General features: G+C 64.2%; 26 protein-coding genes and 1 pseudogene. 22 read left to right on the top strand and 5 right to left on the bottom strand.

The features are described 5' to 3' along the window. A partial coding sequence (locus K359_RS54025; protein ID WP_035977719.1) for a glutathione binding-like protein occupies positions 1-324 on the top strand: 324 nt, incomplete at its 5' end. Between the two features lie 427 nt (positions 325-751). Continuing rightward, positions 752-2,005: a Spy/CpxP family protein refolding chaperone gene (locus tag K359_RS0135840; RefSeq protein ID WP_035977718.1), complete on the top strand. Its 1,254-nt coding sequence runs from the start codon at positions 752-754 to the stop codon at positions 2,003-2,005. 89 nt (positions 2,006-2,094) lie between these two features. Here the strand turns inward: K359_RS0135840 and K359_RS0135835 are convergent, their stop codons facing one another. Further along, positions 2,095-2,577, bottom strand: a complete 483-nt coding sequence (locus K359_RS0135835; protein WP_029083576.1) for a lipocalin-like domain-containing protein — start codon at positions 2,575-2,577, stop codon at positions 2,095-2,097. Positions 2,578-2,919: 342 nt separating this feature from the next. Beyond that, a pseudogene (locus K359_RS54020) lies at positions 2,920-4,473 on the bottom strand (winged helix-turn-helix domain-containing tetratricopeptide repeat protein). Between the two features lie 163 nt (positions 4,474-4,636). On the opposite strand from K359_RS54020, the gene K359_RS0135825 reads away from it, so the two are divergent. The 5 genes from K359_RS0135825 to K359_RS59385 all read left to right on the top strand — a co-directional run bounded on the left by K359_RS0135825 (position 4,637) and on the right by K359_RS59385 (position 8,229). After that, positions 4,637-5,677, top strand: a complete 1,041-nt coding sequence (locus tag K359_RS0135825) for an alpha/beta fold hydrolase (protein ID WP_029083575.1) — start codon at positions 4,637-4,639, stop codon at positions 5,675-5,677. A 21-nt stretch (positions 5,678-5,698) separates the two neighbouring features. Then, the gene (locus K359_RS0135820; protein WP_029083574.1) at positions 5,699-6,208 is read left to right on the top strand and encodes a cytochrome P460 family protein; all 510 of its coding nucleotides are present in this window, start codon (positions 5,699-5,701) and stop codon (positions 6,206-6,208) included. Positions 6,209-6,307: 99 nt separating this feature from the next. After that, positions 6,308-6,676 (top strand): ArsC family reductase, encoded by a 369-nt coding sequence (locus K359_RS0135815; protein WP_029083573.1) that lies wholly within the window; start codon positions 6,308-6,310, stop codon positions 6,674-6,676. A gap of 220 nt (positions 6,677-6,896) precedes the next feature. Further along, the gene (locus K359_RS0135810) at positions 6,897-7,298 is read left to right on the top strand and encodes a hypothetical protein (RefSeq protein WP_156928834.1); all 402 of its coding nucleotides are present in this window, start codon (positions 6,897-6,899) and stop codon (positions 7,296-7,298) included. A 619-nt stretch (positions 7,299-7,917) separates the two neighbouring features. Next, positions 7,918-8,229 carry a YrhB domain-containing protein gene (locus tag K359_RS59385; protein WP_084518621.1) on the top strand — a complete coding sequence of 104 codons (312 nt, stop codon included), beginning with the start codon at positions 7,918-7,920 and terminating at the stop codon, positions 8,227-8,229. A gap of 140 nt (positions 8,230-8,369) precedes the next feature. Here the strand turns inward: K359_RS59385 and K359_RS0135800 are convergent, their stop codons facing one another. After that, entirely contained in the window at positions 8,370-8,987 is a 618-nt protein-coding gene (locus tag K359_RS0135800) for a hypothetical protein (protein ID WP_029083571.1), read from the bottom strand. A 3-nt stretch (positions 8,988-8,990) separates the two neighbouring features. Beyond that, positions 8,991-9,605 (bottom strand): PAS domain-containing protein, encoded by a 615-nt coding sequence (locus K359_RS0135795; protein WP_051346595.1) that lies wholly within the window; start codon positions 9,603-9,605, stop codon positions 8,991-8,993. 327 nt (positions 9,606-9,932) lie between these two features. Between K359_RS0135795 and K359_RS0135785 the strand changes: the two genes are divergently transcribed. From K359_RS0135785 to K359_RS0135755, 7 genes are all read left to right on the top strand, one after another. Further along, positions 9,933-10,688: an ABC transporter ATP-binding protein gene (locus tag K359_RS0135785; protein ID WP_024581422.1), complete on the top strand. Its 756-nt coding sequence runs from the start codon at positions 9,933-9,935 to the stop codon at positions 10,686-10,688. Continuing rightward, positions 10,681-11,424, top strand: coding sequence for an ABC transporter ATP-binding protein (locus tag K359_RS0135780; protein ID WP_029083568.1), 744 nt, complete (start codon positions 10,681-10,683; stop codon positions 11,422-11,424). The genes K359_RS0135785 and K359_RS0135780 overlap by 8 nt, the downstream gene beginning before the upstream one ends. Positions 11,425-11,466: 42 nt before the next feature. Then, a complete protein-coding gene (locus K359_RS0135775) occupies positions 11,467-12,687 on the top strand; it encodes an ABC transporter substrate-binding protein (protein ID WP_029083567.1) in 1,221 nt (406 codons plus the stop codon). Between the two features lie 64 nt (positions 12,688-12,751). Further along, on the top strand, positions 12,752-13,615 hold the full coding sequence (locus K359_RS0135770; protein WP_029083566.1) for a branched-chain amino acid ABC transporter permease: 864 nt from the start codon (positions 12,752-12,754) through the stop codon (positions 13,613-13,615). A 1-nt stretch (position 13,616) separates the two neighbouring features. Then, complete coding sequence (locus K359_RS0135765) at positions 13,617-14,585, top strand: branched-chain amino acid ABC transporter permease (RefSeq protein ID WP_029083565.1); 969 nt, start codon at positions 13,617-13,619, stop codon at positions 14,583-14,585. A gap of 147 nt (positions 14,586-14,732) precedes the next feature. Beyond that, a complete protein-coding gene (locus tag K359_RS0135760) occupies positions 14,733-15,377 on the top strand; it encodes a DUF47 domain-containing protein (protein WP_029083564.1) in 645 nt (214 codons plus the stop codon). Between the two features lie 15 nt (positions 15,378-15,392). Further along, positions 15,393-16,397 (top strand): inorganic phosphate transporter, encoded by a 1,005-nt coding sequence (locus K359_RS0135755; RefSeq protein WP_029083563.1) that lies wholly within the window; start codon positions 15,393-15,395, stop codon positions 16,395-16,397. 24 nt (positions 16,398-16,421) lie between these two features. Here the strand turns inward: K359_RS0135755 and sugE are convergent, their stop codons facing one another. Beyond that, entirely contained in the window at positions 16,422-16,736 is a 315-nt protein-coding gene (gene sugE / locus K359_RS0135750; protein WP_029083562.1) for a quaternary ammonium compound efflux SMR transporter SugE, read from the bottom strand. A gap of 156 nt (positions 16,737-16,892) precedes the next feature. Here sugE and K359_RS0135745 point away from each other — a divergent pair, with 156 nt between their 5' ends. The 8 genes from K359_RS0135745 to der all read left to right on the top strand — a co-directional run bounded on the left by K359_RS0135745 (position 16,893) and on the right by der (position 25,451). Further along, positions 16,893-18,512 carry a peptide chain release factor 3 gene (locus K359_RS0135745; protein ID WP_029083561.1) on the top strand — a complete coding sequence of 540 codons (1,620 nt, stop codon included), beginning with the start codon at positions 16,893-16,895 and terminating at the stop codon, positions 18,510-18,512. Positions 18,513-18,733: 221 nt separating this feature from the next. Further along, a complete protein-coding gene (locus K359_RS0135740) occupies positions 18,734-19,345 on the top strand; it encodes a hypothetical protein (RefSeq protein WP_029083560.1) in 612 nt (203 codons plus the stop codon). Between the two features lie 81 nt (positions 19,346-19,426). After that, complete coding sequence (locus K359_RS0135735) at positions 19,427-20,011, top strand: NnrU family protein (protein WP_029083559.1); 585 nt, start codon at positions 19,427-19,429, stop codon at positions 20,009-20,011. 2 nt (positions 20,012-20,013) lie between these two features. Further along, positions 20,014-20,835 carry a 3-methyl-2-oxobutanoate hydroxymethyltransferase gene (panB, locus tag K359_RS0135730; protein WP_029083558.1) on the top strand — a complete coding sequence of 274 codons (822 nt, stop codon included), beginning with the start codon at positions 20,014-20,016 and terminating at the stop codon, positions 20,833-20,835. A gap of 10 nt (positions 20,836-20,845) precedes the next feature. Next, positions 20,846-22,438: a class I adenylate-forming enzyme family protein gene (locus K359_RS0135725; RefSeq protein ID WP_029083557.1), complete on the top strand. Its 1,593-nt coding sequence runs from the start codon at positions 20,846-20,848 to the stop codon at positions 22,436-22,438. A 159-nt stretch (positions 22,439-22,597) separates the two neighbouring features. Further along, complete coding sequence (locus K359_RS0135720; RefSeq protein WP_029083556.1) at positions 22,598-23,254, top strand: tetratricopeptide repeat protein; 657 nt, start codon at positions 22,598-22,600, stop codon at positions 23,252-23,254. Between the two features lie 108 nt (positions 23,255-23,362). Next, positions 23,363-23,926 carry a hypothetical protein gene (locus K359_RS0135715; RefSeq protein WP_029083555.1) on the top strand — a complete coding sequence of 188 codons (564 nt, stop codon included), beginning with the start codon at positions 23,363-23,365 and terminating at the stop codon, positions 23,924-23,926. 139 nt (positions 23,927-24,065) lie between these two features. Further along, a complete protein-coding gene (gene der, locus K359_RS0135710; protein ID WP_029083554.1) occupies positions 24,066-25,451 on the top strand; it encodes a ribosome biogenesis GTPase Der in 1,386 nt (461 codons plus the stop codon). Positions 25,452-25,487: the final 36 nt, after the last annotated feature.

Here is a 25,487-nt window from a genome sequence, read left to right as displayed (position 1 = left end):
GCCGTCATTGTAGGTCGCCAACTGGCGCCCGAAGCCGAGCGAGATGCCCGGGTTACTTGTTGGGCACTCGAGACCTTCGAGAGCCGGCTGGGGTTGGTTATCCGCCGCCTCGCGGATTGCCCCTATCTCGCCGGCGACCGCTTCACTGCTGCCGATATCTCGGTGAGCTACGCCCTCCTGCTCGGCCTGCGAACTGGCAACTACGTCCCCGGTTCTACCGAGCGGGACTATCTCGCCCGCACGACGGCACGCCCTGCCTACGTCCGGGCGATGGAAAGCTGCCAGGCCACCAAGGCTTGGGCGGCGAGATCACCGGGATTGTAGTGCTCGCTTCATCGGAGCGGCCAAGCGACGGGAGTAGTACTGCGTAAGCCGTGTACTCATTGAGCGACCGGCGCCTGACGTCCGCTTAACCGCAACAGCGGCGGAAAAGCGGACATCTCCCGAGATCGCCGAAGGGCCAGAAGCGGAAGCAATCCAGACAATACAGCCGGAGCCGATCATGCCCCGGCGTCAGCCCGGGCGGAGACTCGGGCCTTAACTTCGGGGGCTAGGCTGAGGCATCGGCAAAGCTTCTCTGCTTCTGCGTAGCTTTTCATCGCCACTACGGACGTCCGTGATCGATTTTGGATGGAAACGATATGGTCCCCGCGTCGACGCGGGAGGGAACTTTCGGTTTCGCTCCGAGTCATATTTGTAACACGATGCGGCTTGGCGCGGAGGAGGGATCATGTCGACGTCCCGCATTGGAATGGCTGCGGCCGGCGTTGCCATGGTCGCTCTGGGCGCGTTGCCGAGCGCGGCCGAGGCGGGCTTCCGCCTGCGCGTTGGTGGCCCAGTCGGTGTCGCGCGCTTCGCGATGGCCAGCATGCTGTCGGTCGCAGGTCTCCGCCACGCACGCATGGCAGCACGCCACAGCCGCGTCCGAACCGCCGCCTTAAGACCGCAAGATCTCCGCTCCACCGCCGAGTCGATCCACCCGAGTGCGCGTGCGCAGCTCACTGCCGTGGCGGCGCTGGCCGGCTGGCAGGGCGGCCGAGCTGCGCAAGGCTGGTGGCAGCACGCCGACGGTTCATACGGCTGGGTCGGTCCGCTGTTCTGGCCGTTCGCCTATAGCGATCTTTATGACTACGCGCTTCTCAGTGACGGTAGCGGCTTCTGGGCCTATGGCTACGGCGATCTCTACGCCGCGATCTTCTCGCCTTACGCTGCCAGCGATCTCTCAGCGTTCGCGGCCGAGCGCCCTGCCGGGAGGCGGCATCGCAAAGCGCCCTCCGTGCAGGAGTTCTGCGGCGCTGACACCGCCAAGATGACCGGCCTTCCCTTCGAGCGGATCGGCCGGGTGGTCGCGGCGAACGAGGCACAGCGCACAGCCTTCGACGAGCTCGCGAGCGCCTGGACTTCCGCCGGCGACACCATCCGCGCCTCCTGTCCAACACAGGCCGCAACCACCGCGCTGGAGCGGTTCGCGGCCATGCAGAGCCGCGTCAACGCGATGCTGAGCGCGGTTGCGGCGGTTCAGCCACCGTTCCAAAAATTCTACGATCTCCTGAGCGATGAGCAGAAGGCGCGGCTCAACGCGCCCCAACGCGACCGCCGCGCCAACGCCGCGGCCGCGAAGCTGAAGGAGATGCAGGACGCCGCCTGCCAGGCGAGCCGCGAACTGCAGGACGAGCAACAGGCCGAAAAGCAATACCGCGAGCTCGTCGCCCAGCAATGGCCCCTCGACGACATCGCCGCCAGCCTGAAACTGGACGATCTCCAACTCGCCGCTCTCGAAGTGGTGCAGGACACCACAATGGGTACTATGGAAGCCTTAAGCGCATGCCCGCCAAAGGACGCGCTCACCCCGCCGAACCGCCTTAAGGCCGTAAAGGCGCGGTTGGAAGCGATGCGAGAGGCGATCAGAAGCGTGAACGACGCGGTCGACGATTTCTATGCGAACCTGAGTGACGAGCAGAAGACGCTGTTCGAGGGGCTCGGGCCGAAGATGCGGGGGGTATGATTTTTCCATCCCCAAACGAGACTTTTTCACGAAAAGGGCCAACAGCAGACAGTTGCCTTCGGCGCGATCCGTCAGTTGCCGAAAGACCCTTAACGCTCACGCTCCCAATTGAGGGTGCCAACGACTCGCTTACCGGGAAGAACTGCGCTGGCCTGTTCGGCTGTTCGAATGGAGAGCTTGTCTCCTTCCAGCTTGAAGAACCGGACTTGGGACGTACCGGTCAAAAGCTCGTTCCACGATAGATCGACGTCGGTCGTAAGCTTGTCCCCGTCTATGGTAAATCTTCCGGTGTAGACCATCAGCGATTTGAGGAGCGCGGCCGAGTCCGCATCATTCGTTGCCGGCTTGCGATCTGGCCTAGCGATCATGAACGCCGAGAACCCGTCCGGCGTAAAGACCGCCCTACCTTTGGGTTTGGGACCGAAAGGCTCTGTAGCGTCTCCGCCGATAATCTGAATCGTCCATGAAGTTAGTTTCCAACTACCGGCAAGTCGTCCCGCGATATCCTCCGCAAGGGAAAATCCAGATTGAAGACAGAAGCATACAGCGACAAGGACACCGAGACGCATCATCTTCGTCCTCCTCCACCACTAACCAGTGCATCAAGTAATGAGCAGACTGCCCTGAGCGACGAAACGCGCGAGAGCAAGGCTTAGGGAAGTCCACTTCGGGTCAAACTCGACAAAACTCAAAGTGAGCATAATGCGTCCACTTTCGGGCACATCGCGACCGCTCCCGTCGGCACGGGCTCATTGAGCCTAACTGCCGAGCCATGATTCAAATCTTTGACCGAATAGATCCGGATCATGCGCTACGAACTCTACGACGAGGGATGCACCGCCATCAGGCCGATGCTGCCAAACAAGCCGCCCGGCGCACCACTGGTGAATGATCGTCGCGTCGTCCGAGCAGCATCAATCCGGGACGCCGGCCGCCTTGAGGGTTTCACGATAAGTGGCGGACATCGCTTCCACCGGGAAGGGGATCCGCGCCAGGAAGCCGGAGACCGTGAACTCCGGGTCGACCTTGAGCAGTTCGCGCGCGGTCTGGGTCGCGCGCTCGTTGTCGCCGGTCTTCACCAGCGCCACAATCAAGACGCGCAGCGCCACCGCGAAGCGGCGGTTCTGCGCCAGCGCCTTGTCGGCCCAGATAACCGCCTCAGTGAAATCCCGGTCGAGCACCGCGCAGATCGCCAGCGCCGCGGAGGCGAACCAGCCGCGCGGGTCGCGCGGGTTGAGCCGCTGCGCGCGCTCGATCATGGCACGGCCGGCCTTCTGGTTGCCGCGCATCGCCTCGATCCAGCCGCCGAGCACGAGCGCCATCGCCGAGTTCGGGTTGATCGCAAGCGAACGCTCGAACAATTCGCGCGCGGGCTCGATCTCGTCGGCCATGTTCTAGATCGCGAACGCCGCCATCCACAACACTTGCGGATCGCCGGGCGCAAGCTCGACCGCGCGCCAGGCCTGCGCGACGGCGCGTTCCCGGTAGGCGTCGTTCGGCTTCAGCCAGCCCTGGAAATGGCACAGCGCGTGACAATAGGCGGAGGCCGCCAGCGCCGGCGCATAGGAAGGGTCGAGCGCCAATGCCTGGTCGAGGCAAGCGAGCGCGGCGGTCATGCTCTCCGGCGTGAACTCGTACCGCAGGCTGTAGGCGCGCAGCAGCAGGTCGTAGGCGTCGAGCTTGTGCGGCGGCGCGGCGCGCAGCCGCTCGGCCTCAGCGATAAGCAAGGTCGGCTCGATCGCGCCGACCACGTTCTCGGTGATGCGGTCCTGCAGGTCGAACACGTCGGTCGCCGCGCCATCGAACCGGTCGGCCCACAGATGCGCGCCGGAGACGGCGTCGATCAACTGCCCGGTGATGCGCAGCCGATCGCCGCCGCGGCGAACGCTGCCCTCGAGCACATAGCTGACGCCGAGATCGCGGCCGACCTGGCGGATATCGACCGCCTTGCCCTTGTAGGTGAAGGCGGAGTTGCGCGCGATCACGGTGAGGCGGCTGCAGCGCGCGAGCGCGGTGGTGATGTCCTCGGCGATGCCGTCGGCGAAATAGTCCTGCTCGGGATCGCCGCTCATATTGGTGAACGGCAGCACCGCGATCGAGGGACCCTCGATCGGCCGCGGCGGGGTGGCGCTGTCCGAGATCGGACGATCTGATGCGGTGTCGTCCCTGACATCGCCGACAAAGCGAAGGCCCTTGCGGGGCAGGGTGCGGATCAGCCGCTGCTCCTCGCCACTGTCGCCGATCGCCGACCGCGCCGCGTTGACCCGGCTGCTCAGCGTTGCTTCCGAGACGATCCGGCCGTGCCAGACGGCTGCCAGCACTTCGTCACGGCTGACCACGCGGTCGCGGGCGCGGATCAGGAACTCGATGAGGTCGAAGACCTGCGGCTCGACCGCCACCAGGGCATTGCCACGGCGCAGCTCCCGGCGCTCAGGGTCGAGGATCAAGTCGTTGAAATGGTAAGCCAAATTCGATAGTCCGGCGGCCGGCAGCTGAATCGGTGGCGGAACCTAGCACAGGCGGCCCAGAGCCAAAATCACGACGCCCTGAAGGATAAATCCACGTCCTCTGAAAGCGGACGGGTTCGGTCTCTGCAATATTCAAGTCCGACACCAGACGCAGGAGATTGCCATGTCCCAATCCATCAATCAGCAACGCCGCCGCTTCCTCGGCATCGCCGGCGGGATCCTCGCCGCTTCCAGGTTCGGCTTGATCGGATCGGCCCAGGCCCAGTCCAAGCCGGCGCTGCCTGCGGTCAAGGTCGGCGCCCATACCTCGATCGGTCCGGTCAAGCAGATCAATGCCGGCGTGCTCGACACCGGCTATGTCGAGATGGGGCCTGCATCCGGCCCCGCGGTGATCCTGCTGCACGGCTGGCCCTACGACATCCACAGCTATGCCGACGTCGCGCCGGCGCTGGCCGAGGCCGGCTACCGGGTGATCGTGCCGCATTTGCGCGGCTACGGCACGACTCGCTTCCTCTCCACCGACACGATGCGCAGCGGCCAGCCGGTCGCGGTCGCCGCCGACATCATTGCGCTGATGGACGCGTTGAAGATCGAGAAGGCTGTGCTCGGCGGCTATGATTGGGGCGCCCGCACCGCCAACATCATGGCGGTGCTCTGGCCCGAGCGCTGCAAGGCGATGGTCTCGGTCAGCGGCTACCTGATCGGCAGCCAAGCGGCCGGCAAGATGCCGCTGCCGCCGAAGGCCGAACTGCAATGGTGGTACCAGTTCTATTTCGCGACCGAGCGCGGCCGCGAGGGCTATGCCAAGAACCGGCACGATTTTGCCAAGCTGATCTGGCAGCTCGCCTCGCCGCAGTGGAAGTTCGACGACGCCACCTATGACCGCAGCGCTGTTGCTTTCGAGAACCCCGACCATGTCGATATCGTGATCCACAATTACCGCTGGCGGCTTGGGCTCGCCGAGGGCGAGGCGAAGTACGACGCCTTCGAGAAGACGCTCGCCCAGGCGCCTGTGATCGCGATCCCGACCATCACGATGGAGGGCGATGCCAACGGCGCGCCGCATCCGGAGCCCGCGGCCTATGCCCAGAAGTTTTCCGGGCATTACGAGCATCGGACCCTGACCGGCGGCATCGGCCCCAATCTGCCGCAGGAGGCACCGCAGGCCTTCGTCCAGGCCATTATCGACGTCAGCAAGGTCTGAGCTGAGAGCGGACCAAAGATCATGACACAGGTTGTGAAATGGGCAGCTGCCGCGATCGCGGCAGCCTGCATCAGTGCCGCATTGCCCTTTGCCGTCGGACATGCCGATGACGCGGTGCCGGCATCGCCGATCTTCGGCGTGAGAATTCCCGAGGGCTATCGCGACTGGAAGCTGATCGCGGTCGGCGAGGAGACCGGGCTCGACGAGCTGCGCAGCGTGCTCGGCAACGCCACCGCCGTGAAGGCCTATCAGGACGGCGCCGCGCGATTCCCTGACGGCACCGTGCTGGTCAAGCTTGCCTGGAAGCGCAAGCCTGTCGCCGGTCTCAACGGCGCCTTCATCACGGGGCCGGCGACCACCGTGCAAGTGATGGTCAAGGACTCCGCCAAATATGCCGCGACCGGCGGCTGGGGCTTTGGCCGCTTCATCGACGGCAAGCCGGTCGACGCCGCCCAGCATGAGACCTGCTTCGCCTGCCACGAGGCGCACGCCAGCGATCACGATTTCGTCTTCACGCATGACGCACACTGAGCGCCACCAAGATCGGTGTGGAGACCGGCGCGGTCCGATCTGGCGCTGTGGTTGCCGCGGGGCTAGTTTCGCCGCTGCAATCGCATGCGGGGAACGGCTTTGACCATCACCATCTACGGCATCAAGAACTGCGACACGATGAAGAAGGCGCGCGCCTGGCTCGACGATCATGGCGTCGACTATGATTTCCACGACTACAAGACCGCCGGGATCGGCAAGGACAAGCTCAAGCAGTGGAGCGACGAGGTCGGCTGGGAGACGCTGCTCAATCGCGCCGGCACGACCTTCAAGAAGCTGCCCGATGCCGACAAGGAAGGGTTGAATGAGCGCAAGGCGCTGGCGCTGATGGCGGAGCAGCCGTCGATGATCAAGCGTCCGGTGCTCGACCTGGGCGCAAGGCGCGTCGTCGGCTTCAAGCCGGACATCTACGCCAAGGACGTGCTGGCCAAGGCGCGCAAGAAGGGCTGACGCTTTTTGCGCGAACCCCAGTTTGGGAATTTGAATCACGGGAGTCCGGCCGAACAGGACACTTCTGGTTCGGCCCCTGTTCGGCGCTTACGGACAGAATCGGACATCAACCTGCTGACAATCCCTGGCTAATCCCTCGACCCGTTGCGGACCTTTGACGATGCTTCGGATCGCGCGTCCTGCTATGCTGAAACCTACCGGATACTACAGGCAATGGTTCATGACTGATATCGTCGTTAAGACCGGCCTCACAGACCATGCTGCGTTCCAGCGGCTGCTCATGTCCTGGTTGCCGGACGTAGCCGCAAAGATCGACGACGAGGAGCGAGCGCTGCTCCACATGGAAATGTCAGTCGTAGCGCGGGCGACCTGTCGCGCCATCGAGAATGGCGATGAGAATTCAATCCGCCGCCACTTTGAATTCATCGACAGCGTGCTCTCGAATGCGGCACCGGACGTCGAGAATGCTGTCCACGTTTCGTATCTGGAGAACGTCTTTCTGGGCGAAGAGAAAGCAGCCTTTCTAAGGGCGCGTAATGCACTTCCTAGTCGTCTATCTGCTGCTTTGTCAGACTTGGAAGCGCATTGGAGGCTACTCAGTACGGTGTCCAAAGGCACCTAAGCCCCTCGTTGTGGAACGGGGGCGCGGGAGCACTCACAACAGCATCCAAGCGCCTCCTCATTTCAATCGGCGGAGCGACCATCGATTTGTTTTGACCGAAGCGTCACCCATAGCCAATCCATCATCTCTCGCCGTGTCGAGTTGAACGTGGGATTGCCTTACAACCTGAGCTTGATTTACAGTTGCATTGCTCGCAACGGGGTTTTGCAATGTGGTGGAAGGTTATCACGTTTGTTTACGCGTTTGGTTACTTGTGGGCTGTCTTTGATGCCGCGCATGACGGGACGGCATTTCGTCTGATAACGACAGCGTTACTGCTCCCTGCGCTCGTAAGTTTGTTTTTGCTTGCTTTTAACAAGCATCTTCTTCCGAGACTTTTTTGGAAGACTTATGCCATCATATTCGTGGCCTATTGGGCGTTACCATTAGCCTTAAGGTGCGAAGATGCTGGTCAACGCAAGCGGCATTCTGACTTACGCGATAATCATCATGGCCTGCGTAGTCTTCTTGCTGCCTGTCGTGCGGAGCTTGTGGTGGCTTTCCTTCGTGCGCGCTGAACCCGGCTTAGAACACCTTGGTGAAACGGCCAACCCGTCGCAAAACTGATGAGACACCGACCATGGACTTCGATAAGGCGGCAGCACTTGCAACCGCTTGGGTGGATATCCTTTGCGACGGACAGGCGCGCATTGTGCGTGAGGCCACAATCGCGAAACCATATGGCTGGATATTCTTCTACCAATCCAAAGAATTCCTCGATGATGGCAACCCCTCAGCCCAGCTCGCCGGGAACGCTCCGATCATCGTGAACAGAAACACGTGTGAATTGCGCCTAACGGGAACGGCAAAGCCGCTTGAACACTATTTGGCTGAATACGAGAAAACGCTCCCTCCAATCTCACTTCAACGAACGCCGCAGCTTCCAACTTGATAAGGACATCCGAATCTAGACGAACGGCATGGCGGCGCAGCCGCTTTTGGCCCATCCCGACATTTGCTGCGGTTGCACAAAGGCGGTCGGTGTCGGGGCGAACCGGACATCGGCGAAGGTTTATGAGTATGCGTCCTAGTCTAGATCAACTCGACTGAATCCTGGCTCGCCGGATGATCCGCCGGCACGAACCTGCGGTCGATTACCGCGCGCACGGTGACGACCGGGACCGACTTCGGCGTCACGCCCATCAGATTGTGCAGCCGAAAGCCGCCCTCGATGCTGATCGCCTTGTACGAGCCGATGATGTGTTCGACGGTATCGCCGCGTCCGAACGGCAGCAGCAGCCGTTCATAGGACACGTCCTTGCCGTCGGCGTCCGTGACCTCCGCAACCGTATAGGTCGGATGTTTGCGCGTCAGGCAGGCACGATAGGACAGGATCACGCCGGCATAGCGCTCCGGGCCGATCGCCTCATCGAGATAGCGGTTGGTGCGCTGCCGCGGATCGACATGCTCGTTGCCGTAAGCCGTGGTCAGCCTCACGCCTTCCTGCGTGATCAGGAAGCGGGCGTCCTCGCCGCTGCCGACCACGTCAAAACCCATCATGTCGGCGCGCTCGTCGGCGCTGCCTTCGGTGTGGAAGTCGCTCAGCTTAGGAAGCGCGTCCGGCTTGCGCGCCGCGCGCAGCCAGGCATTCAGCAGCACCCGCTGCGTGATCGATTTGACCACCGATGGATAGGCACTCCTGAATGGCATCGGCTAGCCGAATTCAAGCACATCCCCGAGCGGGATGCGGCCGGGGGACCGGTGGTACAGGTCGCGGTCGATGATCGCGCACAGCTTGAAACTCGGCAGCACGACATTGCCGCGCATCAGATTGCGGATTTCGAAATGGCCGTTGTCGCTGATCGTCTTCAGCGACGCGACCAGATGCGTGACGGGGCCGCCATCCGAGAACGGCAGCAGCAGCCGTTCATAGGCCACGACGTGACCATAGATGTCGTCGATGTCGGTGATGGTGTAGGCGGGAAGCCGGCGGGCGATGCATGCGTGGTAGACCGGCATCACGACCGGCGCGAGCCGCGGGCCGAGATAGTCGTCGAGCAGGCGGCCCTTGCCGCTGTGTCCGTAGGCGGTGGCCATCCGCGTGCCGTCGCTCTCGATCGTCAGCTGCGGCGGTTGCGCCGCGGCGTCGACGCTGAGGAACACGGTGTCCGGCAGATCTTCCTCGATCCGCTCCGGCTGAAATTCATCCATGCGCGGGATCGTCTGGCTACGGGCATAAAGTCGCAGCCACGTGTTCAGGAAATCACGTTGCCGGATCGACTTGACGACCGAAGAATTGGCGCTCTCGAAATGCAAGGCTCTAGCCATTCTCAATGCAATGGCCGGAGCTTCGGCGAGAGGCGGAAATATTCTATGAAAGTGACGGTCCGGAGGAAAACACCGTTAACGGCCGCTTTCCCGAGGCGCAAAGCCCGTTCAAATACCATTCGACTAAGGATCAACCGGAACTGGTCGCGCCGATACCGCACCGCACAGCTTTCGACCTTGCGTAACCGCCGCAGATGACGGCATATTCCGGCCCGGAGGCGACGGGCCCCGGACGGTTTCCAAGACGGTCGGACAACCTGTCGAACACGAAAAAATCTGGCCACGCGGGCGACGGGCTTCGCGGCGATGGCGTATGGGGGATTCTATTTGGCCGATGAGTTCATTCTCGAAACCAGCGGATTGACCAAGGAATTCGCGGGTTTCTTCGCCGTTCGCGACGTTGCATTGAAGGTGCGTCGCGGCAGTATTCATGCGTTGATCGGGCCGAACGGCGCCGGCAAGACGACCTGTTTCAATCTGCTGACTAAATTCCTGAAGCCGACGGGAGGGCAGATTCGCTACAAGGGCCAGGACATCACCGCGATGCCGCCGGCCGATGTGGCGCGGCTTGGCCTCGTCCGCTCGTTCCAGATTTCGGCGGTGTTTCCGCATCTGACCGCGCTCGAGAACGTTCGCGTGGCGCTGCAGCGCCAGCATGGGTCGTCGTTCGATTTCTGGCGCTCGAAAACCGTGCTCGACCGCTTCAATCCGCGCGCCCACGAGCTGCTGAACGACGTCGGCTTGAGCGAATTCGCCAACACGCCGGCGGTCGAGATGCCATACGGCCGCAAACGCGCCCTTGAGATTGCAACGACGCTCGCGCTCGACCCCGAGATGATGCTGCTCGACGAGCCGATGGCCGGCATGGGCCACGAGGACATCGACAAGATCGCGGCGCTGATCAAGCGGATCTCCGCCAAGTACACCATCCTGATGGTCGAACATAACCTCTCGGTGGTGGCCAACCTCTCCGACATCATCACCGTGCTGACGCGCGGGCAGGTGCTGGCGGAGGGCAACTACGCCGATCTCTCCAAGGACGAGCGCGTGAAGGAAGCCTATCTGGGAGCGGGTCATGGCTGAGGCAATTCTGGCGGAGAAGCCCGTGGCTGCGGCCGGTGCCGAGGTGCTGACGGTCAAGGATCTGCAGGCCTGGTACGGCGAATCCCACATCCTGCACGGTGTCAATTTCAATGTGAGGGCCGGCGAAGTGGTGACGCTGCTCGGCCGCAACGGCGCCGGCAAGACCACCACGCTGAAGTCGGTGATGGGCGTGATCGGCAAGCGTTCGGGATCGATCCGCTTCGACAACAAGGAGATCATCCGCACCACCTCCGACCGCATCGCGCGGCTCGGCATCGCATTCTGCCCCGAGGAGCGCGGTATCTTCGCCAGCCTCGATGTGAAGGAGAACCTGCTTCTGCCGCCGGTGGTGCGCCCGGGCGGTCTGCCGCTCGACCAGATCTTCACGCTGTTTCCGAACCTGAAGGAGCGTCTCACCAGCCAGGGCACCAAGCTCTCGGGCGGCGAGCAGCAGATGCTGGCGATCGCGCGTATCCTGCGCACCGGCGCACGCTTCCTGATGCTGGACGAGCCGACCGAAGGGTTGGCGCCGGTCATCATTCAGCAGATCGGGCACACCATTGCGCGCCTGAAGTCGCAGGGCTTCACCATCCTGCTGGTCGAACAGAATTTCCGTTTCGCCTCGACCGTTGCCGACCGCTACTACATCGTCGAGCATGGCAAGGTGATCGACGGCTTCGCCAATTCGGAGCTGTCGGCCAACATGGACAAGCTGCATACCTATCTCGGCGTTTGAAATCTCCAGAGCCAGAAAATTCAAAGACTGAGGAAATACGACATGAAGAACACGATTTCTGCGCTCCTGCTCGGCACCGCGATGGTGCTGTCAGCTGCAAGCGTCGCCTCCGCTGACGACAAGACGGTCAAGATCGGCGTGCTGTCGGATCAGTCCGGCCTCTATGCCGACCTTGCCGGCCCCGGCTCGACGCTGGCGGCGCAGATGGCGATCGAGGACTCCGGTCTGAAGGCCAAGGGCTGGACCATCGACCTGATCTCCGGCGATCACCAGAACAAGCCCGACATCGGCACCACCATCGCCCGCCAGTGGTTCGACGTCGACAAGGTCGACACGGTCGTCGACGTACCGAATTCCGGCGTCGCGCTCGCGGTCAATAACGTCGTGAAGGAGAAGAACGGCGTCTACATCAATTCGGGCGCCGCGACCTCCGATCTCACCAACGCGCAGTGCTCGCCGAACACCGTGCACTGGACCTACGACACCTACATGCTCGCACACGCCACCGGCCAGGCGCTGGTGAAGGCGGGCGGGGACACCTGGTTCTTCCTGACCGCAGACTATGCATTCGGCGCCGCGCTCGAGCGCGACACCACGGCCGTCGTGACCGCCAATGGCGGCAAGGTGGTCGGCGGCGTCAAGCATCCGCTCAACACCGCTGATTTCTCCTCCTTCCTGCTGCAGGCGCAGGCCTCCAAGGCCAAGATCATCGGTCTTGCCAATGCCGGCGGCGACACCACCAACTCGATCAAGCAGGCCGCCGAGTTCGGCATCGTCAAGGGCGGCCAGAAGCTCGCCGCGCTGCTCTTGTTCCTCACCGACGTCAAGGCGATCGGGCTCGAGACCGCGCAGGGCCTCAACTTCACCGAGACGTTCTACTGGGACCTCAACGACAACACCCGCGCTTTCTCCAAGCGCTTCTCGGCGCGGATGAAGAGCAGCGCGCCCCCGACCATGGTGCAGGCCGGCGTCTATGCGGGCCTCATGCATTACTTCAAGGCGTTGGAAGCGCTCGGCGGCAATCCGCATGACGGCGCCAAGGTGGTCGCGAAGATGAAGACCATCCCGACCGACGATCCGCTGTTCGGCAAGGGCGAGGTCGAGGCCAACGGCCGTGTCACCCACGACGCCTATCTGTTCGAAGTGAAGAAGCCCTCGGAGTCCAAGGGGCCGTGGGACTTCTACAAGCTGGTCGGCACCGTGCCGGGCAACCAGGCCTTCACGCCGCTCGACAAGAGCACCTGCGCGCTTCTGAAGAAGTGACGGTCATGCCCGCCGGCCATGAGCGTGGCCGGCGGGCTTCATCTATCCAGCGAAAGCTCATTCGATGCAGGCTCTCTACGCACAGCTTCTGGTGGGACTGATCAACGGCTCGTTCTACGCGCTGCTCAGTCTGGGGCTCGCCGTCATCTTCGGCATGCTCAACATCATCAATTTCGCGCACGGCGCGCTCTACATGATGGGCGCCTTCGTGGCGTATTTCCTGCTCAACCTGGGCGGCATCAACTACTGGTGGGCGCTGATCATCGCGCCGGTCATTGTCGGCATCTTCGGCATGATCCTCGAGCGCACCATGCTGCAATGGCTGGCCGGCCTCGACCATCTCTACGGACTGCTCCTGACCTTCGGCATCGCGCTGATCGTGCAGGGCGTGTTCCAGAACTATTTCGGCTCCTCCGGTCTGCCGTATTCGATCCCGGATCAGCTCAAGGGCGGCGTCAATCTCGGCTTCATGTTCCTGCCGATCTATCGCGGCTGGGTCGTCATCTTCTCGCTCGTGGTGTGCCTTGCCACCTGGTTCCTGATCGAGAAGACGCAGCTCGGCGCCTATCTGCGCGCCGCCACCGAGAACCCGACGCTGGTGCGCGCCTTCGGCATCAACGTGCCGCGCATGATCACGCTGACCTACGGGCTCGGCGTCGGCCTTGCCGCGCTCGCCGGCGTGCTGTCGGCGCCGATCAACCAGGTCCGCCCGCTGATGGGCGCCGATCTCATCATCGTGGTGTTCGCGGTGGTCGTGATCGGCGGCATGGGCTCGATCATGGGCTCGATCATTACCGGCTTCGCGCTCGGCGTGATCGAGGGACTGACCAAGTATTTTTATCCCGAAGCCTCCAACACCGTGGTGTTTGTCCTGATGGTGGTGGTGTTGCTGGTGAAGCCAACGGGACTGACGGGACGGGCGGCCTGATATGTCAGCATTGACCGACGATACACTTCCGGTGACGCCGCGCGCGATGCGCGACGAGATGATCGTATTCGCCGTGATGGCGGTACTGCTGGCGGTGGTGCCGTTCACGGGGATCTATCCGTTCTTCGTGATGCAGGCGCTGTGCTTTGCGCTGCTGGCATGCGCTTTCAACCTGCTGATCGGCTATGGCGGTCTCTTGTCGTTCGGCCACGCGATGTTTCTCGGCACCTCCGGCTACGTCACGGCGCACGCGCTGAAGGTGTGGGGGCTGCCGCCCGAGCTCGGCATCGTGGTCGGCACCGCTGCCGCGGCCTTGCTCGGCCTCGTCACCGGCTTCATCTCGATCCGCCGCCAGGGCATCTATTTCTCGATGATCACGCTGGCGCTGTCGCAACTGCTCTACTTCATCTATCTGCAGGCGCCGTTCACCCATGGCGAAGACGGCATCCAGGGTATCCCGCAGGGGCGCCTGTTCGGGATCTTCGATCTCTCGAAGCCGCTGGTGCTCTATTACGTCGTGCTGGCCGGCTTCCTCGCCGGCTTCCTGCTGATCTACCGGACCATCAACTCGCCGTTCGGCGAGGTCTTGAAGGCGATCCGCGAGAACGAGCCGCGCGCGATCTCGCTCGGCTACAAGACCGACCAGTACAAGATGCTCGCCTACATCCTGTCGGGCACGCTGGCGGGCTTCGCCGGCTCGCTGAAGGTGTTCGTGGCGCAGAACGCCTCGCTCACCGACGTGCACTGGTCGATGTCCGGTGAAATCGTGCTGATGACGCTGGTCGGCGGTCTCGGCACCATCTTCGGGCCGGTGGTCGGTGCCTTCGTGATCATCGCCATGCAGCAATATCTCGCCGGCTTCGGCCAGTGGGTGACGGTGATCCAGGGCGTGATCTTCGTCGCCTGTGTGCTGCTGTTCCGGCGCGGCCTGGTCGGCGAGCTGGCCCATATGCTCAGGCGGTCGCTGTAGGGCAGGGCGCGGCCTGCGATTTTCCGCTGACATAGCGGTGGACGACCGCCCGTTCGGGCGGTCGATCGGTCCTTTCCCCGCCAGATGCTATATGACAGTTCTGTGACAGTCGCTAAAAGGGCTGTCCCGGAACGATGGAACTGAGACATGCTGCGCTGGTTTCGCGCCTTCCTGCCCAAGGAAGAGCGGTTTTTCGACCTGTTCGCCCGCCACGCCCAGACCTCCGTGCAGTGCTCATTGGCGCTGCAGGACATGCTGAAGGGCGGGGAGGAGACCCCGGTCTTCTGTCAGCGCGTCAATCAGTTCGAGAACGACGCCGATAGCGTCACCCGTGAGGTGCTGACCGCGGTTCGCCGCACTTTCATCACCCCGTTCGACCGCGGCGACATCAAGAACCTGATCACCGCGATGGACGACGCGGTCGACCAGATGCAGGCGACAGCAAAGGCGGTCATGCTGTTCGAGGTGCGCGAGTTCGAGCCGCCGATGCGCGAGATCGGCACCCTGATCGTCGAATGCGCCAATCTGGTCATCCGCGCGCTGCCCTTGTTGCAGGCGATCGGCCAGAACGTCTCGATGCTGACCCAGATCACCGAGGAACTGACCAAGCTCGAGGGCCGGGTCGACGATCTCCATGATATCGGGCTGAAGGAGTTGTTCCTGAAGCACCGCAACGCCAACACGATGGACTTCATCGTCGGCGCGGAGATCTACGATCACCTCGAGAAAGTGGCCGACCGCTTCGACGACGTTGCCAACGAGATCAATTCGATCGTGATCGAGCAAGTGTAAGGCGGGGGCCATCACGTGGACGCCACGCTGGGTCTTCCGGTTCTCACCATCCTGATCGCGGTCGCGCTGCTGTTCGACTTCCTGAACGGCCTGCACGATGCCGCGAACTCGATCGCGACCATCGTCTCGACCCGCGTGCTGCGGCCTCAATATGCGGTGTTCTGGGCGGCCTTCTTCAACTTTGTTGCCTTCGCAGTATTCGGCCTGCACGTCGCTAACACCATCGGCACCGGGATCATCGACCCGTCGGTGGTCGACGCGACGGTGATCTTCGCCGCGCTGGTCGGCGCGATCGTCTGGAACGTCATCACCTGGGCGCTGGGTATTCCCTCGTCGAGTTCGCACGCGCTAATCGGCGGGCTGGTTGGCGCCGGCATGGCGAAGGCGGGCATTTCGGCGGCGGTGTGGAGCGGGCTCACCAAGACCTTGCTCGCGATCGTGCTGTCGCCGCTGGTCGGCTTCCTGCTGGCGCTGGTGCTCGTGGCCGTCGTGTCCTGGCTCTCGGTGCGCTCGACGCCGTTCGCGGTCGATCGCGCCTTCCGCATCCTGCAATTCGCCTCGGCGTCGCTCTATTCGCTCGGCCACGGCGGCAACGACGCGCAGAAGACCATGGGCATCATCGCCGTGCTGCTCTACTCGCAGGGCCATCTCGGCGACACCTTCGAAATTCCGTTCTGGGTCGTGCTGTCCTGCCAGAGCGCGATGGCGCTGGGCACCCTGATGGGCGGCTGGCGGATCGTGCGCACCATGGGGCTGCGGATCACCAAGCTGACGCCGATGCAGGGCTTTTGCGCCGAGACCGGCGGCGCCGCGACCCTGTTCATGGCGACCTATCTCGGGGTTCCGGTATCGACCACCCACACCATCACCGGCGCCATTGTCGGCGTCGGTGCGGCACGGCGGCTCTCCGCCGTGCGCTGGAATGTGGCGAGCTCGATCGTCTATGCCTGGGTGATCACGATCCCGGCGTCGGCCGCGGTCGCGGCCGCGACCTATTGGGCCGTGCAGATCCTGAAGTGACCGTCGCGATGTCGAGCGACGAAATTATCCGACGAGCTTCAGTCCGACGATGCCGGACACGATCAGGGCGATGCTGGCAAGCCGCATCGCGGTCGCGGGTTCGCCGAGCAGGATGATACCGAGCGCCGCGGTGCCGACCGCGCCGATCCCGGTCCAGACCGCATAGGCGGTTCCAATCGGCAGCGTCTTCAGCGCGATGCCAAGCAGGATCACGCTGCCGGCCATCGCCGCGAGCGTCAGCACCGACGGCACCAGCCGCGAGAAACCCTCGGTATATTTCAGCCCGATCGCCCAGCCGATCTCGAGCAGGCCAGCGGTGAACAGAATGGCCCAAGCCATCACGAACCCTCCGGAAAAGGCAGGGTCGTCCCCGCTGATGGTGTGGTGAGGAGAAGGTCGTCCTTCGCGTACCTATATGGGGAAGGTGCGGCCCGGCCGCATTGCGACAAAACGCCCTTGATTGCGCCCGTTTTCCCTGCCAAACGCTGCCCCGCCATGTCCGATACCGCTGCAACAACCGAATCGCCGACCCGCTCGCCACTGTCAGAGGAAGTGGCGCGACGGCGCACCTTTGCGATCATTTCCCACCCGGACGCCGGCAAGACCACGCTGACGGAAAAGCTGCTGCTGTTCGGCGGCGCCATCAACCTCGCGGGTCAGGTCAAGGCCAAGGGCGAGCGCCGCAACACCCGCTCGGACTGGATGAAGATCGAGCGCGAGCGCGGCATCTCGGTCGTCACCTCGGTGATGACCTTCGAGTTCAACGACCTCGTGTTCAACCTCTTGGACACGCCGGGCCACGAGGACTTTTCGGAAGACACTTACCGGACGCTGACCGCGGTCGACTCCGCGGTCATGGTGATCGACGCCGCCAAGGGCATCGAGGCGCGGACGCGAAAGCTGTTCGAGGTGTGCCGCCTGCGCGACATCCCGATCATCACCTTCATAAACAAGATGGACCGCGAGAGCCGCGACACGTTCGATCTGCTGGACGAGATCGAGAAGACGCTGGCGCTCGATACCACGCCGATGACCTGGCCGGTCGGCCGCGGCCGCGACTTCCTCGGCACCTATGACGTGGTCAATGGCGGCGTGCGGCTGCTCGAGGGCGGCGGCGCCAAGACCGGCGCCACCGAGCAGATCGACATCGCCGATCTCGGCAAGCGCAACCCCAATCTCGACGTCTCCGAGGTCAGGGACGAACTCGCGCTGGCCTCGGAAGCCTGCAAGCCGTTCGAGCTCGCGGCGTTCCGCGAGGGCCATCTGACGCCGGTCTATTTCGGCAGCGCACTGCGCAATTTCGGCGTCGGCGACTTGCTCGAAGGCCTCGGCAAGTTCGCACCGGCGCCGCGCGCGCAGGATTCCGATCTGCGCAGGGTCGAGGCGGCCGAGCCGCGCATGAGCGCGTTCGTGTTCAAGATCCAGGCCAACATGGATCCGAACCACCGCGACCGCATCGCCTTCGCCCGGCTGTGCTCGGGCAAGCTGAGCCGCGGCATGAAAGCCAAGCTGGTGCGCACCGGCAAGAACATGAGCCTGTCGAGCCCGCAATTCTTCTTCGCCCAGGACCGCTCGGTGGCGGACGAGGCGTTTGCCGGCGACGTCGTCGGCATTCCGAACCACGGCACCTTGCGGATCGGCGATACCCTGACCGAGGGCGAGGATCTGACCTTCGTCGGCGTGCCGAGCTTTGCTCCGGAAATCGTCCGCCGTGTTCGCCTCACCGATGCGATGAAGGCGAAGAAGCTGAAGGAAGCCCTGCAGCAAATGTCGGAGGAGGGCGTCGTGCAGGTGTTCCGCCCGCGCGACGGCGCGCCGGCGCTGGTCGGCGTGGTCGGCCCGCTGCAGCTCGACGTGCTGAAGGCGCGGCTGGACGCGGAATATTCACTGCCGGTCGAGTTCGAGATCTCTGAATTCTCGCTGGCACGCTGGATTTCCTCCGACGACCGCAAGAAGCTCGACGCCTTCGTCGCCGCCAACAATTCCGGCATTGCCGACGACGTCGACGGCGATCCCGTGTTCATGGCCAAGAACGAGTTCTATCTCGGCTACACCCGCGAGCGCGCCGAGGGCATCACCTTCTCCAACGTCAAGGACGTGAAGAAGAAGGCGTAATGCCCATTCCTCGGTGTCGTCCCCCGGCTTGACCGAGGGACCAGTACGCCGCGGCCTCTCGATTGATCACAACTGCCTCTGGAATACTGGATCGCCCGGTCGAGCCGGGCGATGACAGTGGGGGTGTGACGCGAAAAGCGCGAGGACGTGAACTCGGCCCGGCTTGCTCCGCTCCGGCCGCGGTACCATGTTTCCGAAAAGCGCATTCCGGATCCAGCTGCATGCTTCGACGCGTCATCATCTGCCTCGCTCTAGCCGTGCTGGCCATCAGCCTTGTGGGCGCGGCCGGTGCGCAGGAACGGCAACAGACCAACCCGGTGCCGTTCGCGCACACGCCCTGCAGCGTGCTCGACGGCGGGCCCTGCACGCCGTCCTATTGCAGCGTGTTCAACCATGGGCCGTGCCTTCCAGAGATGGATTATCCGTACGGCGAAAATCTTCAGCTCACGATCCTGACCGTGCCGTCCGCGGCGCAAGCCCAGAAATACCACAAGCCGGACCATGATCTCGATACCATCGGCGATCTCTTCGCGGCGCTGCGTTCCTGCTGGGCGCCGCCGCCGCCCGACGATGCGCGCGAGGGCATGCAGATGTCGGTGCGTTTCAGCTTCAAGCGGACGGGCGAGATGATCGGCGCGCCGCGCCTGACATTCGCGACGCGGGGCGTCCCGGCGGACACCCGCACGACCTATCTCAATGCGATCAACGCCTCGCTCGGCGCTTGCCTGCCGCTGAAATTCACCGGCGGGCTCGGCGGCGCGCTGGCCGGGCGCCCGATCATGATCCGCTATGTCGACAACCGCGAGTTCGCCAAGCCGGCCGGCAATCCCTGATCCGCCGCCCGGCGTGATGCATTGCCTACCGCCCGGCGAAGATGTTACGCGAGGACATCAATCGATCAGGGGAGGAACATCGTGGGACTGCTCGTCATGATCCTGGGTCTCGTGCTGTTCCTCGGCATCCATGTGCTGACCAGCCTACGCGACCTGCGTGCCGGCCTGATCAAAACGATGGGCGAGGGCGTCTACAAGATCGTCTATTCGCTCGCCGCCGCCGCAGGGCTGTTCCTGATTGTCTGGGGCTTCGGCCACTACCGCGCGACCGGATGGATCGATGTCTGGACGCCGCCGACCGCGTTGAAGCACATCACGGTGGCGCTGATGCTGCCCGCCGTCATCCTGGTCGTCGCCTCCTATATCCGCGGCCGCATCTATACCACGCTGAAGCACCCGATGCTGGCGGGCGTGAAGCTGTGGGCGTTCGCGCATCTGCTCGCCAATGGCGACCTCGGCTCGATCATCCTGTTCGGCTCGATTCTCGGCTGGGCGGTCTATGACCGCATCTCGCTAAAGCGCCGCGCGGATGCCGGCGCGCCGCCGATCCCGGTGGGCGGCCCAACTAACGACCTGATCGCGATCGCGGTTGGTGTCATCGCTTATCTGGCGCTGGCGTTTGCGTTCCACCCGGTCGTGATCGGCGTGCCTGTCATGGGAGCCTGACAATGTCTGTTCAATCTGCCATCAAGCGCAAGACCGCGCCCGATCTGCGCGCCCGCAAGAACGGCGAGCCGATCGTGATGCTGACGTCCTACCACGCGCATACCGCGGCGCTGGTCGACCGTCATTGCGATGCGATCCTGGTCGGCGATTCCCTCGGCAACGTCATGCACGGCTTCGAGACCACGGTGCCGGTCACGCTCGACATGATGATCCTGCAGGGCCGCGCGGTGATGCGTGGCTCGCAGGCGGCGCTCGTCGTCGTCGACATGCCGTTCGGCTCGTACGAAGGCTCCAAGGAGCAGGCGTTTCAATCGGCGGTGCGGATCATGAAGGAAACGCTGTGCGGCGCGGTCAAGCTCGAGGGCGGCGCGCGGATGGCGGAGACGGTGGCGTTCCTGTCCGAGCGCGGCATTCCCGTGATGGGCCATATCGGTCTGACGCCGCAGTCGATCAACACGCTCGGCGCGTTCCGCGCCCAGGGCCGCGAGGAGGAGAACTGGGCGCCGATCGAGAACGACGCTCACGCGATCGCGCAAGCCGGCGCGTTCTCGATCGTGGTCGAGGCGGTCGCCGAGCCCTTAGCGCGCAAGATCACGCAATCGATCGCCGTGCCCACCATTGGCATCGGCGCCAGTGCGGCCTGCGACGGCCAAGTGCTGGTGCTGGAGGACATGCTCGGCCTGTCGCCGCGCGCGCCGAAATTCGTGCGCCGCTACGGCAATCTCGGACCGATGATCGAGGAAGCGATCGCGGGCTATGCGCGCGACGTCAAGAGCCGCGCCTTCCCCGGGCCGGAGCACGTCTACGGCATGAAGAAGAGCTGACGGAGCGGGCATGGACTGGTCGCAACACGCACTGCCGCCGATGCGGCTCGAGCCGCGCTTCGGTGACCGCGTCGTGCCGGCTTTCCCGGAGCGGCCGGGCAGCCTGTGGGCGATGGTCACTGAGGCCGTCGCGCACAACGGCGACGGCGAGGCGCTGGTCTGCGGCGATCAGCGCCTGAACTGGCGCGAGGTGGCCGAGCAGTCGTCCAAGGTGGCGGCGGGCTTTGCCGCGCTTGGCCTTGCGCCCGGTGACCGCGTCGCGATCCTGCTCGGCAACCGCATCGAATTCGTGCTGACGATGTTCGCCGCTGCCCATGCCGGGCTGGTCACGGTGCTGCTCTCAACCCGCCAGCAGAAGCCCGAGATCGCCTATGTGCTGAATGATTGCGGCGCGACGCTTCTGGTGCACGAGGCCGCGCTTGCCGATCGCATCCCCGATGCGGCCGATATCCCCGGCCTGAAGCATCGCATCTCCGTCAGCGACGACGGTGCGTCGCAATTCACAGCCTTGCGCGACCATGCCCCGGCGCAGGCGCCGGCGGAGGTGAGGGAAGAGGACATCGCGATGATCCACTACACTTCGGGCACCACGGGCCGGCCGAAGGGCGCGATGCTCGCCCATTGCAACATCATCCACTCCTCACAGGTGTTCGCGTCCTGCCTGAAGCTGACCAGGGCCGATCGCTCGATCGCTGCGGTGCCGCTCGCGCATGTCACCGGCGCGGTCGCCAACGTCACGACCATGGCGCGCTGCGCCGGTGCGCTGATCATCATGCCGGAGTTCAAGGCGGCGGAGTATCTCAAGGTCGCCGCCCGCGAGCGCGTCACCTACACGGTGATGGTGCCGGCGATGTACAATCTCTGCCTGATGCAGCCGGATTTCGACAGCTACGACCTGTCGAGCTGGCGGATCGGCGGCTTCGGCGGCGCGCCGATGCCGGTTGCCACCATCGAAAAGCTCGACGCAAAAATTCCCGGGCTGAAGCTCGCCAATTGCTACGGTGCGACCGAGACCACGTCGCCCTCGACCTTGATGCCGGGCGAACTGACCGCGGCCCATATCGACAGCGTCGGCCTGCCGTGTCCCGGCGCCGAGATCATCGTGATGGGGCGCGACGGCCGCGAGGTGCCGCGCGGCGAGATCGGCGAGCTCTGGATCCGCAGCGCCTCCGTCATCAAGGGCTACTGGAACAATCCGAGGGCGACCGCGGAGAGCTTTACCGCCGGCTTCTGGCATTCCGGCGATCTCGGCTCGGTCGACGCGGCAAACTTCGTCCGCGTGTTCGATCGCCAGAAGGACATGATCAACCGCGGCGGCCTGAAGATCTATTCCGCCGAGGTCGAGTCGGTGCTGTCAGGCCATCCGGCCGTGGTCGAGAGCGCGATCATCGCCAAGCCGTGTCCGGTGCTCGGCGAGCGCGTCCACGCCGTGATCGTGACCCGTACCGACGTCAACGCGGAGAGCCTGCGCGCCTGGTGCGCGGAGCGCCTGTCGGACTACAAGGTGCCGGAGACGATGGCGCTGACCGTAGAGCCGCTGCCGCGCAACGCCAATGGCAAGGTGATCAAGCGCCAGCTGCGCGAGGGCCTGGCGGGGGCGTGAGCCCCGGGGCAGGACAAACTTCCCCTGTTAACGCGTTGATCCGCCTCGCTTTGCCTTGCCTCCGCCACACCGTTAGGGTAACGCCGCCGCGATGTGGGGATCGGGTGCGGGCATGGCCCCACCGAGATTCGCGGTCCCGAGGGGATGGGATAGCCTTAAGTGTCTGAATTATTTGACGAAGTCGACGAGGAAGTCCGTCGCGATCAGCTCAAGAAGCTGTGGGACAAGTACTCGATCTTTATCATCGCGCTGGCGATCCTGGTGGTCGCCGGCGTCGGTGGCTGGCGTGGCTACCAATATCTCGAGGCCAAGAAGGCGGCCGAGGCCGGTGCGGCGTTCGACCGCGCGGCCGAGCTGTCCGAGCAGAACAAGCACGCCGAGGCAGAGGCTGCGTTCGCCGACCTCATCATCAAGGCGCCGTCCGGCTACCGCAATCTGGCGCGGCTGCGCATGGCCGCCGAGGTCGCGACCCGCGACCAGCCGGCCGCAGCGAAGATCTATGACGAGATCGCGGCCGATCGCAGCGTCGGCGGTCCCGAGCAGGATCTGGCGCGGATTCGTGCCGCGCAGATCCTGATGGAAACCACGACCTATCCGAACATGCTGCAGCGGCTCGAGGCGACGGCCACGGCGAAGGATTCGACCTTCCGCCACTCCGCGCGCGAGCTGCTGGCGCTGTCGGCCTTGCGCGCCAACGATGCCACCGCCGCGCGCCAATGGCTCGAGCAGATAGCCAATGACGGTGAGACGCCGCCGAGCCTGCGTTCGCGCGCCGAAGCGCTGCAGGCACTGTTGCCGCCGGTCGCCAAGAGCTGAGGAGGCATGATCCGCAAAAGTGGGAACCGGTTTTCCCTCGCGACAAACGCGAAGCGTTTGCGCGGAGATCATGCCCAGACGAACCCGAGTTTGAGTGAGAGATCGACCATGCGCCGCTCGCAACGCCTGATCGCAGCCGCAGTTCTCATCGCGCTTTGCAGCGTGTTGGCGGGCTGCGGCGGTGGCGGCATGTCCAATTTCGACCCGAGCGACCTGCTCGACTTCCTCGACACCAAGAAGAAGCTGGCCGGCGACCGCAAGCCGGTGTTCCCGGAAGGCGTGCCTGGCCTTGAGCAGGGCGTGCCGAAGGAATTGTACAAGGGCTCGCAGCAGGAACAGCTCGACCAGCAGAACGCCGCGGCTGCCGCCGCCCAGCAGGCTCCGCCGCCCGAGCCGCCGAAGGGCGCCAAGAAGAACGCCAAGGGCAGGGCGGCGCCGGCCGCAGCCCCCGCGGCGGATCAGGCGGCGGCTCCCGACGCCGCGCCGGAGGAGGGTGCGCCCGCCGCGCTGCCGCCGGAGCCGAAGCCGAAGAAGATCGTCCGCCGCCGCACCACCGCGCCGCCGGCCGACGACCAGCAGGCGCAGCCTGCGGCGCCGGCCCAGACCCAGACCTCGCAACAATCCGGCGGCGGCTTCCCTGCGCCGGTGCCGAGCGGCGGCTTTACACGCTAACCGTTAGTTGAGTTCCACCTCGCCCCGCTTACGGCGAAGGGGGAAGGTGCCCGATCATTTGCTTCGACCGACCAACATTCCTGCTGTAGTTCTTGCCAGCACCTTGACCCGCGCGTCGCAGACCGCGCCTGGATGATCCATGTCCTTCACCATCGCCATTATCGGCCGGCCCAATGTCGGAAAGTCGACGCTGTTCAACCGGCTGGTCGGCCAAAAGCTCGCGCTGGTCGACGACGAGCCCGGCGTGACGCGTGACCGCCGCGAGGGCCAGGCCCGGCTCTACGATCTCGACTTCACCATCATCGATACCGCGGGCCTCGACGAAGGCGCCAAGGGCTCGCTGACGGCGCGGATGCAGGAGCAGACCGAGACCGCAATCGAGCTTGCCGACGCCCTGATGTTCGTGGTCGACGCCCGCGTCGGCCTGACGCCGACCGACCGCGCCTTCGCCGATTTCGCCCGGAAAGCCAACAAGCCGGTGGTGCTGGTCGCCAACAAGGCCGAGGGCAAGCATGGCGAGATCGGCGCGCTGGAATCCTACGCGCTCGGCCTCGGCGATCCCGTGCAGATCTCGGCCGAGCACGGCGAGGGCATGGGGGATCTCCGCGATGCGCTCAGTGCGTTGATGCCGGAGTCTGCCGAGGAGGCGGAAGATGGGATCGAGGGTGTCGAGGATTGGTCGGACGAGGAGATCGCGCAGCGACCGATCCGGGTTGCGATCGTCGGCCGGCCCAACGCCGGCAAGTCGACGCTGATCAACCATCTGCTCGGCGAGGAGCGGCTGCTGACCAGCCCCGAGGCCGGCACCACGCGCGATTCCATCGCGGTCGAGATCACCTGGCAGGGCCGCCAGTTCCGGGTGTTCGACACCGCCGGCCTGCGCCGCCGCTCGCGGATCGAGGAGAAGCTGGAAAAGCTCTCGGTCGCCGACGCGTTGCGCGCGGTGCGCTTCGCCGAAGTCGTCGTGATGATGATGGACGCGCAGAACAGGTTCGAGGAGCAGGATCTGCGGATCGCCGACCTGATCGAGCGCGAAGGCCGCGCCATCGTGCTCGCGGTCAACAAATGGGACCTTGTCGAGCGCAAGCCTAACCAGATCTCGCAGCTGCGCACCGATGCCGACCACTGGCTGCCCCAGGTCAAGGGCGTGCCAATCGTCGCCGTCTCCGGCCTGATGGGCGAGGGCATCGACCGCCTGATGATTGCGATCCAGGAGGCCTATGCGGTCTGGAACCGGCGCTTGCCGACGGCCGCGCTCAACCGCTGGTTCGAGCAGGCGATCCAGGCCGCGCCTCCGCCGGCGGTCTCTGGCCGCCGGCTGAAGCTGAACTACATCACGCAGGTGAAGGCGCGCCCGCCGAGCTTCGTGCTGTTCTGCTCGCGCGCCGACGCGATCCCGAGATCCTATCTGCGCTACCTCACCAACTCGCTGCGCGAGACCTTCGATCTGCCGGGCACGCCGATCAGGATCACGCTGCGTGAAAAGGCCAATCCGTTCGCCCACAAGCGCAAACGCCCGTCATGAGCGGAGAGGTGGCGCTTAGCGTTTTCGAGCGAAGTG

The organism is Bradyrhizobium sp. th-b2, assembly GCF_000426785.1.
Taxonomy (GTDB): Bacteria; Pseudomonadota; Alphaproteobacteria; order Rhizobiales; family Xanthobacteraceae; genus Bradyrhizobium; species Bradyrhizobium septentrionale.
This window is presented reverse-complemented; position numbering and strand designations above follow the sequence as displayed.

Bases quoted from the DNA above. Each gene is read 5' to 3' on its own strand.
- K359_RS0135840 (WP_035977718.1), top strand. From the start codon at position 752: ATGGCTGCGGCCGGCGTTGCCATGGTCGCTCTGGGCGCGTTGCCGAGC.
- K359_RS0135835 (WP_029083576.1), bottom strand. From the start codon at position 2,577: ATGATGCGTCTCGGTGTCCTTGTCGCTGTATGCTTCTGTCTTCAATCT.
- K359_RS0135825 (WP_029083575.1), top strand. From the start codon at position 4,637: ATGTCCCAATCCATCAATCAGCAACGCCGCCGCTTCCTCGGCATCGCC.
- K359_RS0135820 (WP_029083574.1), top strand. From the start codon at position 5,699: ATGACACAGGTTGTGAAATGGGCAGCTGCCGCGATCGCGGCAGCCTGC.
- K359_RS0135810 (WP_156928834.1), top strand. From the start codon at position 6,897: ATGACTGATATCGTCGTTAAGACCGGCCTCACAGACCATGCTGCGTTC.
- K359_RS59385 (WP_084518621.1), top strand. From the start codon at position 7,918: ATGGACTTCGATAAGGCGGCAGCACTTGCAACCGCTTGGGTGGATATC.
- K359_RS0135800 (WP_029083571.1), bottom strand. From the start codon at position 8,987: ATGCCATTCAGGAGTGCCTATCCATCGGTGGTCAAATCGATCACGCAG.
- K359_RS0135795 (WP_051346595.1), bottom strand. From the start codon at position 9,605: ATGGCTAGAGCCTTGCATTTCGAGAGCGCCAATTCTTCGGTCGTCAAG.
- K359_RS0135780 (WP_029083568.1), top strand. From the start codon at position 10,681: ATGGCTGAGGCAATTCTGGCGGAGAAGCCCGTGGCTGCGGCCGGTGCC.
- K359_RS0135775 (WP_029083567.1), top strand. From the start codon at position 11,467: ATGAAGAACACGATTTCTGCGCTCCTGCTCGGCACCGCGATGGTGCTG.
- K359_RS0135770 (WP_029083566.1), top strand. From the start codon at position 12,752: ATGCAGGCTCTCTACGCACAGCTTCTGGTGGGACTGATCAACGGCTCG.
- K359_RS0135765 (WP_029083565.1), top strand. From the start codon at position 13,617: ATGTCAGCATTGACCGACGATACACTTCCGGTGACGCCGCGCGCGATG.
- K359_RS0135760 (WP_029083564.1), top strand. From the start codon at position 14,733: ATGCTGCGCTGGTTTCGCGCCTTCCTGCCCAAGGAAGAGCGGTTTTTC.
- sugE (WP_029083562.1), bottom strand. From the start codon at position 16,736: ATGGCTTGGGCCATTCTGTTCACCGCTGGCCTGCTCGAGATCGGCTGG.
- K359_RS0135745 (WP_029083561.1), top strand. From the start codon at position 16,893: ATGTCCGATACCGCTGCAACAACCGAATCGCCGACCCGCTCGCCACTG.
- K359_RS0135740 (WP_029083560.1), top strand. From the start codon at position 18,734: ATGCTTCGACGCGTCATCATCTGCCTCGCTCTAGCCGTGCTGGCCATC.
- panB (WP_029083558.1), top strand. From the start codon at position 20,014: ATGTCTGTTCAATCTGCCATCAAGCGCAAGACCGCGCCCGATCTGCGC.
- K359_RS0135725 (WP_029083557.1), top strand. From the start codon at position 20,846: ATGGACTGGTCGCAACACGCACTGCCGCCGATGCGGCTCGAGCCGCGC.
- K359_RS0135715 (WP_029083555.1), top strand. From the start codon at position 23,363: ATGCGCCGCTCGCAACGCCTGATCGCAGCCGCAGTTCTCATCGCGCTT.
- der (WP_029083554.1), top strand. From the start codon at position 24,066: ATGTCCTTCACCATCGCCATTATCGGCCGGCCCAATGTCGGAAAGTCG.